At 73.6% G+C, this 13,396-nt stretch carries 10 protein-coding genes; 7 read left to right on the top strand and 3 right to left on the bottom strand.

Features of this window, described 5'->3' with window-relative positions; translation table 11 throughout:
• Window positions 1-46 precede the first annotated feature (46 nt).
• Both ACN6LM_RS35445 and ACN6LM_RS35440 read right to left on the bottom strand, forming a co-directional pair.
• Entirely contained in the window at window positions 47-2,395 is a 2,349-nt protein-coding gene (locus ACN6LM_RS35445; protein WP_445069539.1) for a helix-hairpin-helix domain-containing protein, read from the bottom strand.
• Entirely contained in the window at window positions 2,392-3,375 is a 984-nt protein-coding gene (locus ACN6LM_RS35440) for an aldo/keto reductase (RefSeq protein WP_445069538.1), read from the bottom strand. The genes ACN6LM_RS35445 and ACN6LM_RS35440 overlap by 4 nt, the downstream gene beginning before the upstream one ends.
• 141 nt (window positions 3,376-3,516) lie before the next feature.
• Between ACN6LM_RS35440 and ACN6LM_RS35435 the strand changes: the two genes are divergently transcribed.
• Both ACN6LM_RS35435 and ACN6LM_RS35430 read left to right on the top strand, forming a co-directional pair.
• A complete protein-coding gene (locus tag ACN6LM_RS35435) occupies window positions 3,517-4,566 on the top strand; it encodes an LLM class F420-dependent oxidoreductase (protein WP_164400099.1) in 1,050 nt (349 codons plus the stop codon).
• 223 nt (window positions 4,567-4,789) lie between these two features.
• Window positions 4,790-5,578, top strand: a complete 789-nt coding sequence (locus ACN6LM_RS35430; protein WP_445069537.1) for a ferritin-like domain-containing protein — start codon at window positions 4,790-4,792, stop codon at window positions 5,576-5,578.
• A gap of 12 nt (window positions 5,579-5,590) precedes the next feature.
• On the opposite strand, the gene ACN6LM_RS35425 is transcribed toward ACN6LM_RS35430, so the two are convergent.
• Window positions 5,591-6,586, bottom strand: a complete 996-nt coding sequence (locus ACN6LM_RS35425) for a magnesium and cobalt transport protein CorA (RefSeq protein ID WP_445069536.1) — start codon at window positions 6,584-6,586, stop codon at window positions 5,591-5,593.
• Between the two features lie 74 nt (window positions 6,587-6,660).
• On the opposite strand from ACN6LM_RS35425, the gene ACN6LM_RS35420 reads away from it, so the two are divergent.
• The 5 genes from ACN6LM_RS35420 to ACN6LM_RS35400 all read left to right on the top strand — a co-directional run bounded on the left by ACN6LM_RS35420 (window position 6,661) and on the right by ACN6LM_RS35400 (window position 13,361).
• A complete protein-coding gene (locus tag ACN6LM_RS35420) occupies window positions 6,661-7,359 on the top strand; it encodes a histidine phosphatase family protein (RefSeq protein ID WP_445069535.1) in 699 nt (232 codons plus the stop codon).
• 93 nt (window positions 7,360-7,452) lie between these two features.
• On the top strand, window positions 7,453-8,043 hold the full coding sequence (locus tag ACN6LM_RS35415) for a DUF3090 domain-containing protein (protein ID WP_383296820.1): 591 nt from the start codon (window positions 7,453-7,455) through the stop codon (window positions 8,041-8,043).
• Entirely contained in the window at window positions 8,007-8,846 is an 840-nt protein-coding gene (locus ACN6LM_RS35410; RefSeq protein WP_445069534.1) for an SCO1664 family protein, read from the top strand. Before ACN6LM_RS35415 ends, ACN6LM_RS35410 begins: the two co-directional genes overlap by 37 nt.
• 110 nt (window positions 8,847-8,956) lie before the next feature.
• On the top strand, window positions 8,957-10,186 hold the full coding sequence (gene mshC, locus ACN6LM_RS35405) for a cysteine--1-D-myo-inosityl 2-amino-2-deoxy-alpha-D-glucopyranoside ligase (protein WP_445069533.1): 1,230 nt from the start codon (window positions 8,957-8,959) through the stop codon (window positions 10,184-10,186).
• Window positions 10,187-10,310: 124 nt separating this feature from the next.
• Window positions 10,311-13,361 carry an NPCBM/NEW2 domain-containing protein gene (locus ACN6LM_RS35400; RefSeq protein ID WP_445069532.1) on the top strand — a complete coding sequence of 1,017 codons (3,051 nt, stop codon included), beginning with the start codon at window positions 10,311-10,313 and terminating at the stop codon, window positions 13,359-13,361.
• Window positions 13,362-13,396: the final 35 nt, after the last annotated feature.

Raw genomic sequence — 13,396 nt, 5'->3', positions numbered from 1 at the left:
GCCCCCGCGGACGCGCCAGGCGTCCGCGGGGGCCCTCCGGGCGCTCTCACTGCTCCTGCGGCTCCGGGGACTCCTGGGACCGCTGGGACGCCTCCAGGAGGGCCCGCAGACGTGTGGTGCGCTCCTGGGCGGGCACCTCGGCCACCGCGTGCGGCAGGGCCTGGTCGACGCCGTGCACCACGGACAGGTGGCGCTCGCCCCGGCCGAACGCGGTGTAGACCCACGGGCGGCTCAGCCCGCGCGCCGCGTCGCCCGGCAGCACCACGACCGCGGCCGGCCACCGCATCCCGGCCGCCTGATGGGCACTGAGCGCCCACGCGTGGCGCACGGAATCGGCCACGCGCTCCTGCGGTACGACGACGGGGGTCCCCGCGCAGTCCAGACGCAGGCCTTCCGCGTCCGCCGACACGACGACACCGGGCACCGTCCGCCCCGGCGCCGGCACATGGGCGACCCGGTCGCCCGGGTCGAAGCCGCCGAAGCGGCCGGGGCCCGGGTTGAGCCGCTGCTTCAGGGCCTCGTTCAGCGCCCGGGTGCCCGCGGCGCCGCCGTGGCCCACCGTGATGACCTGGGTGTCGCCGGACGGCACCCCGATCGCGCGCGGCACCGAGTCGGCGACGAGCTGCACCGTGCGGTGCACCGCCTCGCCGGCGTCCCGGACCGGGACGATGACGACCTCCTTGCCCGGCGCCGCCACCTGGTTCAGCTCACCGGCTCCGATGCCCGAGACCAGCTCGCCGATCGGTCCGGCGTCCGGGGTGCGGGAGGCGACACGGGGGCAGGCGCGGGCGGCCAGCACATCGGCGAACACCTGACCGGCGCCCGCCGAGCCCAGCACGCCCGGGTCGCCGCTGAGGACCAGCCGGACGCCGTCGGCCAGGGACTCCACCAGCATCGCGCCGGTCTCCACGTCCAGCTGGGGCGCGTCCAGCACGACGAGCAGGTCGAGCGCGAGCGCCCCCTCCTCGTCCCGCCCCGGCTCCTCGGCGCCCGACAGCAGCCCGGCGAGCGTGACGGCCGCCTCCGGGGCGCCGATGTCCTGCGCGAGCCGCCGGCGGCCGTCCACGCTGTGCGCGGCGCCCAGGGCGCGCAGGCCGAGCCCCCGGGCGGCGGCGATCAGGGCGGCCGGCTCGGCCCGCGCCGCCTCGCCGCCCGTGTGCGCGACGAGACCGTGGGCGGCGGCCGCGCGGATCAGCTCGGCGGCCGACGGAGAGGGCGCGGCGGCGGCCGCCTCCGACCAGTCCGCCTCCCCGTCGCCGCCGTCGACCAGCCGGGCCAGGCCGTCGGCCAGGCTCTCCTCGGCCAGCGCGTACCGGTCGAGGCCGAGGAGCACGGGACCCGGGGCGGCGGCCTCGCCCACCCCCTCCGTGTCGTCCTCGTCCGCGTCGGCCTGATCCTCCGGGCCGTCCTGGAAGACCAGCACGACGCCCTCCGCCACGGCGTGCTGCACGGCCGCCGCGGGGTCGCCCACGCCCCGGCCGGCCAGCGCCTCGCGCACCTGGTCCGCGTCCAGCGCGGTGTGGCCCCGGAGCGCCGCGCGTTCCATGACCCAGCCGGTCAGGGCGGCGGTGCGGCGCTCGTCGTCGGGCCCGCAGGCCGCGCCCAGCAGCGCCCGGGCGAAGCCGTCGGCCTGCTCGGGTCCGACGCCGGGCAGGGCCAGCAGCTGCCAGGGGTCCTCGCGCAGGATCTCGGCGGCCCGGTCCCCGAGCAGTGCGGCGGCGGGCCGGGCCAGGGCCGCGGGAGCCCCGCCGGCGGACAGCACGGCGGCCACGGCGGCCGCGCTCTCGGGCGAGGCGGCCCTGAGCGCGGGGGCGGGCTCGGGGGTCCGCTCCCGTACCGGAGCGGGCGCGGGGGCGGTCCGGCGGGCGGGCGTCGGCGCGGGCGAGTCGTAGAACGCCGTGGCGGGCTTCTGCCCGCTCTCCACGGCCCGGACGGCCGCCAGCAGATCGGCCGCGGTCCCGCTCAGCTTCCCCCCGGCCTCGATGGGCCCGTCCTTCTCGGCCTTCCGCTTCTCGATCCGCTCCCGCAACTCACGCTGAGCGGCGATCTCGGCCTCGGCCTCGGACACCGCGGGTGCGCCTTCGGGACCGGCCTCGGACACCGCGGGTGCGCCTTCGCCCTCGGTCTCGTCACCGGACGCCGCGGGTGTGCCTTCGGGACCGGCCTCGGACTCCGCGGGTGTGCCTTCGCCCTCGGCTTCGTCACCGGACGCCGCGGGTGCGCCTTCGGGACCGGCCTCGGACACCGCGGGTGCGCCTTCGCCCTCGGTCTCGTCACCGGCGCCCGCCGGGGCCTCCTCGGCGACGGGGGTGTCGCCCGGGTCCGTCGCGTCGGCGGTGGCCGGGTCGGCGGCGGTGTCGGCGCCGGGGGATTCGTCCCGGGGTAGCGCGGTCACAGCGTGCTCCAGTCCTGGTCGGGATAGCGGTGCACGGGCGCCGACACGTCGTCCAGCGCCTGGCAGATCTCGTCAGGAAGACTAAGCGTCTCCACTGACAACGCCTCCGTCAGCTGCTGCGCGTTGCGCGCGCCGACGATCGGGGCCGCGACGCCGGGCCGGTCCCGGACCCAGGCCAGGGCGACCTGGACGGGTGTGGTGGCCAGGCCGTCGGCCGCGGTCGACACCGCGTCCACGATGCGGCCCGCCGCGTCGTCCAGGTACGGCTCCACGAAGGGCGCCAGCAGCTCGGACGCGCCACGCGAGCCGGCCGGCGTCCCCGTGCGGTACTTGCCGGTCAGCACGCCCCGGCCCAGGGGCGACGAGGGCAGCAGGCCGACGCCGAGGTCGAGCGCGGCGGGCAGCACCTCGCGCTCCACGCCGCGCTGGAGCAGCGAGTACTCCATCTGCGTCGCGGCGAGCCGGGTGCGTGCCCCGGGCGTGGCGAGCTGCCAGGTCGCGGCCTTCGCGAGCTGCCAGCCGCAGAAGCCGGACACCCCGGCGTAGCGGGCGCGCCCGGAGGTCACCGCGAGGTCCAGCGCCTGGAGCGTCTCCTCCAGCGGGGTCTCCGGGTCGAACGCGTGGAGCTGCCACAGGTCCACGTAGTCCGTGCCGAGCCTGCTCAGCGAGGCGTCGAGGGCTGCCAGCAGGTGCCCGCGCGAGGCGTCGACCCTGCGGTACGGGTCGGCGACGCTGCCCGCTTTGGTCGCGATGACCAGGTCGCGCCTGGGCACCAGGCCGTCCACGAGCCGCCCGAGGAGGTACTCGGCCTCGCCGCCGCCGTACACGTCGGCCGTGTCGACCAGCGTGCCGCCCGCCTCCCAGAACACCTTCAGCTGCTCGGCAGCGTCGTGCTCGTCGGTGTCCCGGCCCCAGGTGAGGGTGCCGAGCCCGATCCTGGACACACGAAGGCCGGTGCGGCCCAGATGCCTCTGCTCCATGGGCGCTGAGATTACTGGCCGCGGGCGCACGCGTCGCAGGGCTGTGGACGACCGGCGCGCGGGCGGCCCCCTGCCGGAGCGCGCTCCCGCGCGCTAGAGTCCGGAACTCAGGGACGTTACTGATCGGTAAGGGGTTCGGCTATGCGGCTCGGCATCAATCTCGGCTACTGGGGCGCGGGGATGGACGGCGACAATCTCGCCGTCGCGCAGGAGGCCGACCGGCTCGGCTACGACGTCTGCTGGGCGGCCGAGGCGTACGGCTCCGACGCGCCGACCGTGCTGGCCTGGGTGGCCGCCCAGACTGAGTCCATCGACGTCGGCTCGGCCATCCTCCAGATCCCCGCGCGCCAGCCCGCGATGGCGGCCATGACGGCGGCCACGCTCGACTCGCTGTCCGGCGGCCGGTTCCGTCTCGGCCTCGGCGTGTCGGGCCCGCAGGTCTCCGAGGGCTGGTACGGCGTCAAGTTCGACAAGCCGCTGGCCCGCACCCGGGAGTACGTCGACATCGTCCGCAAGGCGATGACCCGCGAGCGGCTTTCGTACGAGGGGGAGCACTGGACGCTCCCGCTGCCGGACGGCCCCGGCAAGCCGCTCAAGCTGACCGTGCACCCGCAGCGCGAGCACATCCCGCTCTACATCGCCGCGATCGGCCCGAAGAACCTGGAGCAGACCGGCGAGATCGCCGACGGCGCCCTGCTGATCTTCCCGTCGGCCGAGCACCTGGAGGAGACCGCGGTCAGCCATCTGCGGGCCGGCCGGGAGAAGGCCGGGAAGACGATGGAGGGCTTCGACGTCTGCCCGACCGTGCCGCTCGCCGTCGGCGACGACATCCCCGGCCTCGCGGACATGTTCCGCCCGTACACCGCGCTGTACGTCGGCGGCATGGGCAGCGCGAAGCAGAACTTCTACAACCGGCTCGCCCAGCGCATGGGGTACGAGAAGGAGGCCGCCGAGATCCAGGAGAAGTACCTCTCCGGCGACAAGAGCGGCGCGGCGGCCGCCGTACCGCACCAGCTGATCGACCAGACCACGCTGCTCGGGTCCGTGGACCGCATCGCCGAGCGCATGCAGGCGTACGCGGAGGTGGGGGTCACGACGCTGACCCTGGCCCCGGCCGGCTTCACGCTCGACGAGCGGATCACCGCGCTGCGGGCCGGGACGGACGCGCTGGAGCGGGCCGGGCTCGCGTAGCGCGGGGAGGCTCTGCGGCCGTGGTGGGGGCTCGGGGGGTCCTCCCCGCCACGGCCGTCACGGGGAACAACGCGCCCGGCGCGACGGGGTTACGGGTCCACGCAAAAACGGTTCATCCGCTCCGGTGTCACCCCTCCGGCCCAGCCGCCGCCCGCTCCTGTTGCCCGCCCCCGCCCGGCGCCGTTGACTTGCGCTCGGCGACGCCGGCACGGAGGTGGCAGTGATGCTCTCGGCAAAGAACCTGTTCCAGGAGATCCTCGACAACGACGACTCGTTCCGGCTCTTCTGTTCCATCGCGGCCAGCGGAGAGTCGCAGGGCGGCTGGGAGAACGGCCGGATCGCGGCCCTCGTCCCCGCGAGCCAGCGCCCACTGGCCCCGAAGATCGCCCGGCACGGCGCCGACGAGGACAAGCACGGCAGGATCTTCATCGCCCTGCTCAAGAAGCGCGGCCTGCACCCCGCGCCCGTCCCCCCGGACACCGACTACACGATGCTCCTGGAGCGCCACGGCATCGGACTCGCGCACGAGCAGCTGAGCCGCGACGAGCCCCTGACCGAGCGCGACATCATCACGTACCTGGCCCACAGCCGGGTCACCGAGCAGCGCGCGTCCGAGCAGATGCGGCTGCTGAACAAGCACTTCGCGGACCACCCCGAGCTCGGCCGGGCGGTCCGGATGATCTCCGCGGACGAGGACAACCACCTCGCGTACTGCCACGAGGAGCTGCTGCGCTTCGCGCGGACCGGCCACGGCCGCACGATCCAGCGCATCCTGCGCGAGTGCGCGCTCGCCGAGATCCGGATCTACCGCGACGTCAGCCTCGCCGTCATGGACCACATGGGCCGAACGCTCGGCTGGTCCCGGGCGAAGGCCGGGGTGCTCGCCGCGGGCATCCACGCCATGTACGCGTACGAACGCCTCGGCGGCTGGCGGCGCATGGTCAGCCTGGCACCGCCCGCCCGGCGCGACGCCCTCGGCGGACCCGCGACGCCCGCGCCCGAGTACGCCTGAGGTCCCGGGGCGCTACAGCCAGCCGCGCCGCTTGAACTGGCGGTACAGGCCCACGACCGCCCCCGCCATCAGCAGCAGCACCAACGGGTAGGAGCCGACCCACCGCAGCTCCGGCATGTGCTCGAAGTTCATGCCGTAGATCCCCGCGACCATCGTCGGCACCGCGGCCATCGCCGCCCAGGCGGAGATCTTGCGCATGTCGTCGTTCTGCCGCACCCCCATCTGCGCGAGATGCGCGGACAGGATGTCGGACAGCAGCCGGTCCAGCCCCTCCACCTGCTCGTTCGCCCGGGTCAGGTGGTCCTGGACGTCCCGGAAGAACGGCTGCGCGTGCTCCTGGACGAACGGCACCCCGGCGCTCGCCAGCCGGGCCATCGGCGCGGACAGCGGGACCGTCGCCCGGCGGAACTCCAGCACCTGGCGCTTGAAGGTGTAGATGCGGGCCGCGGTGTTCTTGGAGTCGTCCGTACCGCTCGGCGCGAAGACCTGCGTCTCCAGCTCCTCCAGGTCGACCTGGAGCTCGCCCGCCACGTCTATGTAGTGGTCCACGATCGCGTCGCTCACCGCGTAGAGGACCGACGTCGGCCCGTGCCGCAGCACCTCGGGCTCGGCTTCGAGGCGGCGGCGCACGGCGGCCAGCGGCGCGCCCTCGCCGTGCCGCACGGTCACGACGAACGAGTCGCCCATGAACACCATCAGCTCGTGCGTGGTGACCGAGTCGCTGTCGTGGTCGTACAGGACCGGCTTGATCACCGCGAACAGCGAGTCGTCGTACACCTCCAGCTTCGGCCGCTGGTGGGCGGAGAGGGCGTCCTCCACGGCCAGCGGATGCAGCCCGAACTCGTTGCTGACGAGGTCGAACTCCTTCTCCGTCGGCTCGTGCAGGCCGATCCAGAGGAACGCGTCGCCGGACTCCCGCGCCTGTGCGAGCGCGTCGGAGAAGTCGGCGGGGCCCTCGGTCCGGCGTCCGTCGCGGTAGATGGCGCAGTCGACAATCACGGCGCGCATTCTTCCCTGCTTCAGGACCGGTATGCACCATTGGCCCCGCCGGGAAGCCGGGCCGCGCCCGTACGCTGGACGGCATGCCCACCCTGATCCTCGTACGCCACGGACGGTCGACCGCCAACACGGCGGCGGTGCTCGCGGGCCGGACCCCCGGCGTCGCCCTCGACGAGCGCGGCGCCGCACAGGCCGCCGCGCTCCCCGGACGGCTGGCCGCACTGCCGCTCGCCGCAGCCGTCAGCAGCCCCCTGCAACGCTGCCGGGAGACCCTGGAACCCCTGCTGGCCGCCCGCCCGGACCTGCCGCTGCACGTGGAGGACCGGATCAGCGAGTGCGACTACGGCGACTGGTCGGGCCGCAAGCTCGCCGAACTCACCGACGAGCCGCTGATGACCGTGGTCCAGCAGCACCCCTCCGCCGCCGCGTTCCCCGGCGGCGAGTCGATGCGCGCGATGCAGGCCCGCGCCGTCGACGCCGTACGGGAGTGGAACGCGCGGATCGAGGCGGAGCACGGCGAGAACGCCGTCTACGTCATGTGCTCGCACGGCGACATCATCAAGTCCCTGGTCGCCGACGCGCTCGGCATGCACCTGGACCTCTTCCAGCGCGTCCACGCCGACCCGTGCTCGGTCACCGCGATCCGCTACACGAGGCTCCGCCCCTATCTGCTGCGCCTCGGCGACACGGGCGACCTCGCCGGACTCGCGCCCCGCGAACCGGTTCCGGACGCCGCCGCCGGGCAGGACGCGACGGTAGGGGGCGGCGCTGGGGCGCCGTGATCGCCGCGCGCAGTAGGGTGGACGCGCCGTAGAACGCTTTCCGAGGCTCCGGCCCACCCTCATCTGCCCGTCGACTCTCAAGGGAGACAGGACGTGTCCCGTCAGGTGTTCCTCTACGACCCCCCGGACCGCTTCGTGGCCGGCACGGTCGGGCTGCCTGGACGCCGTACCTTCTTCCTCCAGGCATCCTCAGGCGGACGTGTCACCAGCGTGGCCCTGGAGAAGACCCAGGTCGCCGCACTCGCCGAGCGCGTGGACGAACTGCTCGACGAGGTCGTGCGCCGCACCGGCGGGAACTCCCCGGTGCCCGCCGTCGCCCCGATGGACGTCACGGACACCGCGCCGCTCGACGTCCCCGTCGAGGAGGAGTTCCGCGTCGGCACCATGGCGCTCGCCTGGGACGGCGAGGAGCAGCGCATGATCGTCGAGGCGCAGGCCCTGGTCGAGCTGGACGCCGAATCCGTCGAGGACCTGGCCGAGGCCGAGGAGCGGCTGCTCCAGGACGAGGAGAACGGCCCGCCGATGCTCCGCGTCCGGCTCACCGGCGCCCAGGCCCGCGCCTTCGCCAAGCGCGCCCTGGACGTGGTGAACGCCGGCCGCCCGCCCTGCCCGCTGTGCAGCCTGCCGCTCGACCCGGAAGGACACGTATGCCCGCGCCAGAACGGATACCGCCGGGGCGCCTGACCGACGCGGAGCAGGTCGCCCTGCTGACCGAGGGCACCCTCACCGTCCTCGGGCAGGTCCGTGGCGCGTCCAACGCGGTGCTGTACTGCTCCGTCGCCCACGCGGGCGAGGAGGCGACGTGCGTGTACAAGCCCGTGGCCGGCGAGCAGCCGCTCTGGGACTTCCCCGACGGCACCCTCGCCCAGCGCGAGGTGGCCGCCTATGAGGTCTCCGAGGCCATGGGCTGGGGCCTGGTCCCCCCGACCGTGCTGCGGGACGGACCGTACGGCCGGGGCATGTGCCAGCTGTGGATCGAGGCCGAGGAACCGGGCGAGGACGAGCCGGGGCTGCTCGCGCTCGTCGAGGACGAGGAGCCCGGCGAGGGCTGGAAGGCCGTGGCGTTCGCCGAGGTGGGCGAGGGGAGAACCGCGCTGCTGGTGCACGCGGACGACCCCCGGCTGCGGCGGCTCGCCGTCCTGGACGCCGTCATCAACAACGGCGACCGCAAGGGCGGACACCTGCTGCCCGCGCCCGGCGGCCGGCTCTACGGCATCGACCACGGGGTGACCTTCAACGCCGACGACAAGCTGCGCACCCTGCTCTGGGGCTGGGCGGGCGAGCCCCTGACCCCGGAGGCCGTCGAGGTCCTGGACCGGCTGGCCGCGGAGCTGGAGCCGGGGGCCCCGCTGGTCACCCGGCTGGCCGAACTCATCACGGCGGCCGAGATCGAGGCCCTGCGGGCCCGCGTGGGCGGCCTGCGCACGACCGGGCTGCACCGGCAGCCCAGCGGCGAGTGGCCCGCCATCCCCTGGCCGCCCGTCTGACACCCGGCCCGCCCCGATGCACGCCGGGCGCCGCGGCGCAAGAGTGCCTCTTCGGTCAGGATCACCCCTCCGGTTCGTATCCGGAAGCCGCATCCGGTTACGCTCGTGGCATGCATGCCTGGCCCGCTTCTGAGGTCCCCGCCCTGCCCGGCAAGGGCCGCGACCTTCGGATCCACGACACCGCGACCGGCGGACGGATCACCCTTGACCCCGGTCCCGTCGCCCGCATCTACGTCTGCGGCATCACGCCGTACGACGCGACCCATATGGGTCATGCGGCGACCTACAACGCGTTCGACCTCGTGCAGCGCGTGTGGCTCGACACCAAGCGGCAGGTTCACTACGTCCAGAACGTGACGGACGTGGACGACCCGCTGCTGGAGCGGGCCGTACGCGACGGACAGGACTGGACCGAGCTCGCGGAGCGCGAGACGGCCCTGTTCCGGGAGGACATGACCGCACTCCGCATGCTCCCGCCGCGCCACTACATCGGAGCCGTCGAGGCGATACCCGGCATCGTGCCGCTCGTGGAACGGCTCCGCGACGCGGGCGCCGCCTACGAGCTCGACGGCGACGTCTACTTCTCCGTCGACACCGACCCGCACTTCGGCGAGGTCTCGAACCTCGACGCCGAGGCGATGCGCCTGCTCTCCGCCGAACGCGGCGGCGACCCGGAGCGCCCCGGCAAGAAGAACCCGCTCGACCCCATGCTCTGGATGGCCGCCCGCGAGGGCGAGCCGAGCTGGGACGGCGGCTCCCTCGGCGCCGGCCGGCCCGGCTGGCACATCGAGTGCGTGGCCATCGCCCTCGACCACCTCGGCATGGGCTTCGACGTCCAGGGCGGCGGCTCCGACCTCGCCTTCCCGCACCACGAGATGGGCGCCTCGCACGCCCAGGTGCTGACCGGCGAGCACCCCTTCGCCCAGGCGTACGTGCACGCCGGGATGGTCGCTCTGGACGGCGAGAAGATGTCCAAGTCCAAGGGCAACCTCGTCTTCGTCTCCGCGCTGCGCCGTGACGGCGTGGACCCGGCGGCCATCCGCCTGGCGCTGCTCGCCCACCACTACCGCTCCGACTGGGAGTGGACCGACCAGGTGCTCGCCGACGCCGTGGCGCGGCTCGGCCGCTGGCGCGCCGCCGTCTCCCGCCCCGACGGGCTGTCCGCCGACGCCCTGGTCGAGGAGGTCCGCGCGGCCCTCGCCGACGACCTGGACGCCCCGGCGGCGCTGGCCGCCGTCGACCGCTGGGCCGAGCGGCAGACCGCCGAGGGCGGTACGGACGAGGGGGCGCCCGGTCTCGTCTCCCGTACCGTGGACGCCCTCCTCGGTGTGGCCCTCTAGGGCGTGTATCCGTAACTCTCCGTCGTAGCAGCCGACTTCACCGGCCCCGGACTTCTTCACGAAGTTCGGGGCCGGTTCCGTTTTGTCCATGGTCAAATGCTCGGTGCTGCGCTAAAAGCGCTCTATGCAATCATCAACGCGCATCAGATCGGCGGTAGTTGCAGCGCTGCTGGGACTCCTCGCCGTACTCACCGGACCGGGGGCGGCCCGGGCCGCCGACACGGCGGAGCCCGCCTCCACGACGGTCGGCGATCTCACCGGCTTCGCGGCCGACGGGGCCGTGTACCGCCTGACGGCGGGGGCGGCGAAGGTCCGGGTCGGTTTCGTCTCCGAGGAGACCTTCCGTATCGAACTCGCCCCCGACGGCACCTTCGAGGACCCGGCCGGCGACGCCATCGTGCTCCCGCAGGGCGCCCCGCCCCGCACCCGCTGGAAGGAGCGCGGCGACCGCTACGAGCTGTCCACCCGGAGTATCACCCTCCGTGTCTACAAGTCGCCTCTGCGGTTCGCCCTGTACCGGGCCGACGGCAGCCGGGTGTGGTCCGAGGCGAAGGGGCTGAGCTGGGACGCCGAGCAGACCACTCAGACCCTCGCCCGAGGCGCCGACGAGCAGTTCTACGGCGCCGGCATGCAGAACGGAAGGGGCAACACCTCGCACCGGGGCAAGACCGTCGAGGTGGGCGTCGACTACGACTGGGACGACGGCGGTCACCCCAACTCGGTGCCGTTCTACCTCTCCTCGGCCGGCTACGGCGTCTTCCGCAACACCTTCGCGCCCGGCACCTACGCCTTCAACGACCCGGTGACCACCAGTGAGAAGGAGCGGCGCTTCGACGCGTACTACTTCGCCGGTGACAGCGCCAAGGACGTCATCGGCCAGTACACGAAGCTCACCGGCAAGCCCTTCCTGCCGCCCGTCTACGGCATGGAGATCGGCGACGCCGACTGCTACCTGCACAACGCCAACCGGGGCGAGCGGCACACCCTGGACGCGCTGAAGGTCGCCGACGGCTACCTCGACAACGACATGCCCAACGGCTGGATGCTCGTCAACGACGGCTACGGCTGCGGCTACGAGAACCTCGCCGAGACCGCCAAGGGCCTCCAGGACCGGGGCATGCAGGCCGGTCTGTGGACCGAGGACGGCATCGACAAGCTCGGCGACCAGGTCGAGGCCGGACAGCGCGTCGCCAAGCTGGACGTCGCCTGGGTCGGCGCGGGCTACAAGTTCGCCCTCGACGGCTGCAAGGACGCCTACGCGGGCATCGAGGCCAACAGCGACGCGCGCGGCTTCACGTACGCCCCCGAGAGCTGGGCCGGCGCGCAGCGCTGCGGGGTGCAGTGGTCCGGCGACCAGTACGGCACCTGGGACTACATCCGCTGGCAGATCCCCACCTACGCGGGCGCCACGATGTCCGGCCTGGCCTACACCACGGGCGACGTCGACGGCATCTTCGGCGGCAGCGCCAAGACGTACACCCGTGACCTCCAGTGGAAGATGTTCCTGGGAACCACGATGACCATGGACGGCTGGGCGGCCAGCGACAAGCAGCCCTTCCGCTACGGCGAGCCGTACACCTCCATCAACCGCGACTACCTCAAGCTCAAGGAGTCGCTGCTGCCCTACCAGTACTCCTACGCCCACGAGGCGACCGAGACCGGCGTCGGCATGGTCCGTCCGCTGGTCCTGGAGTACCCGGACGACCCGAAGGCCGCGACCGACGCCGCGAAGTACGAGTTCATGTCGGGCGAGGACTTCCTCGTCGCCCCGGTCTACGAGGACAGCACCGAGCGCGACGGCATCTACCTGCCGGAGGGCACCTGGACCGACTACTGGACCGGGCGCACCTACCGGGGCCCCGTCACCCTCGACGACTACAGCGCCCCGCTGGACACCCTGCCGCTGTTCGTGAAGGCCGGGGCGAGCGTGCCGATGTGGCCGGGCATCCGCTCGTACACCGACCGCACCGCCGGCTCCCCGCTCGCCTGGGACATCTACCCGCAGGGCCGCTCCTCGTTCACGCTGTACGAGGACGACGGCGTGACCCGCGAGCACCGCGACGGCGCGTACGCCACGCAGACCGCCGACGTCCGCGCACCCGCCCGGGGCTCGGGCGACGTGACCGTGGACATCGGCGCGAGCAAGGGGACGTTCAAGGGCAGGCAGAGCAGCCGCCCGTACGAGTTCACCGTGCACACCGGCTCCCAGCCGAGCGCGGTCCAGCTGGGCGGCAAGCTGCCCCGGCTCACCTCGGCCGCCGCGTACGCGAAGGCGGAGCAGGGCTGGTTCTACGACCGGGACGACCGGGGCGGCGTGGTGAAGATCAAGACCGCACCGCTGCCCACGGACCGGAAGTTCTCCGTGAAGCTGAAGAACGCGAGCGCGGTCGGCGGCCGGAACGCCGCCGCCACGGCCACCGTCTCCGCCCCGCGCGGCCAGGAGACCGGCGCGGGCGCCCCGGGCACCGTCGCCGTCGACATCACCGCCGGCCAGGCGGACGTCACGGACGCGGCCCTCACCCTCGACGTCCCCGAGGGCTGGCAGGCCGCCCCCGCCGCGCCCGTGAAGCGGATACCGGCGGGCACCACCCGCCGCGTCGAGGTCCAGGTCACTCCGGCGAAGGACGCGAAGGCAGGTGAGGCCCGGTTGACCGCCCTCGCGCGCTACCGGTCGGCGGGCGAGTCCCGCACGGCCACCGGGCGGCTGGCGGTCACCGTCATGCCGGCGCCGCCCAGCGGGGAGACCTGGGCGAGCGACATGGAGTGGCTGAACGCGGCCAACGGCTACGGCCCCGCCGAGCGCGACCGCAGCAACGGCGAGTCGGGCGCGGCCGACGGACACCCGCTCACGCTGGCCGGGAAGACGTACGAGAAGGGGATCGGCACCCACGCCGACTCCGACATCGAGGTCTACCTCGGCGGACAGTGCTCCCGGTTCACGGCGGACGCCGGTATCGACGACGAGATCAACGGGTACGGCGAGGTCGCCTTCTCCGTGGAGGCGGACGGCAAGGTGCTGTGGACCTCACCGAAGGTGACCGGGGCGTCGGAGACCGTGCCGGTCGATGTGGCGCTCGCCGGGGCACGGCATGTGCGCCTGAAGGTCACTGACACCAACGGGTCCAAGACCGGCGACCACGGCGACTGGGGCGCGGCGCGCTTCAGCTGCTCCTGAGTGGCCGTCACCCGGCGGAGGGGGGGGGGGGGGGG

The organism is Streptomyces sp. SAS_281 (assembly GCF_052542855.1).
This window is presented reverse-complemented; position numbering and strand designations above follow the sequence as displayed.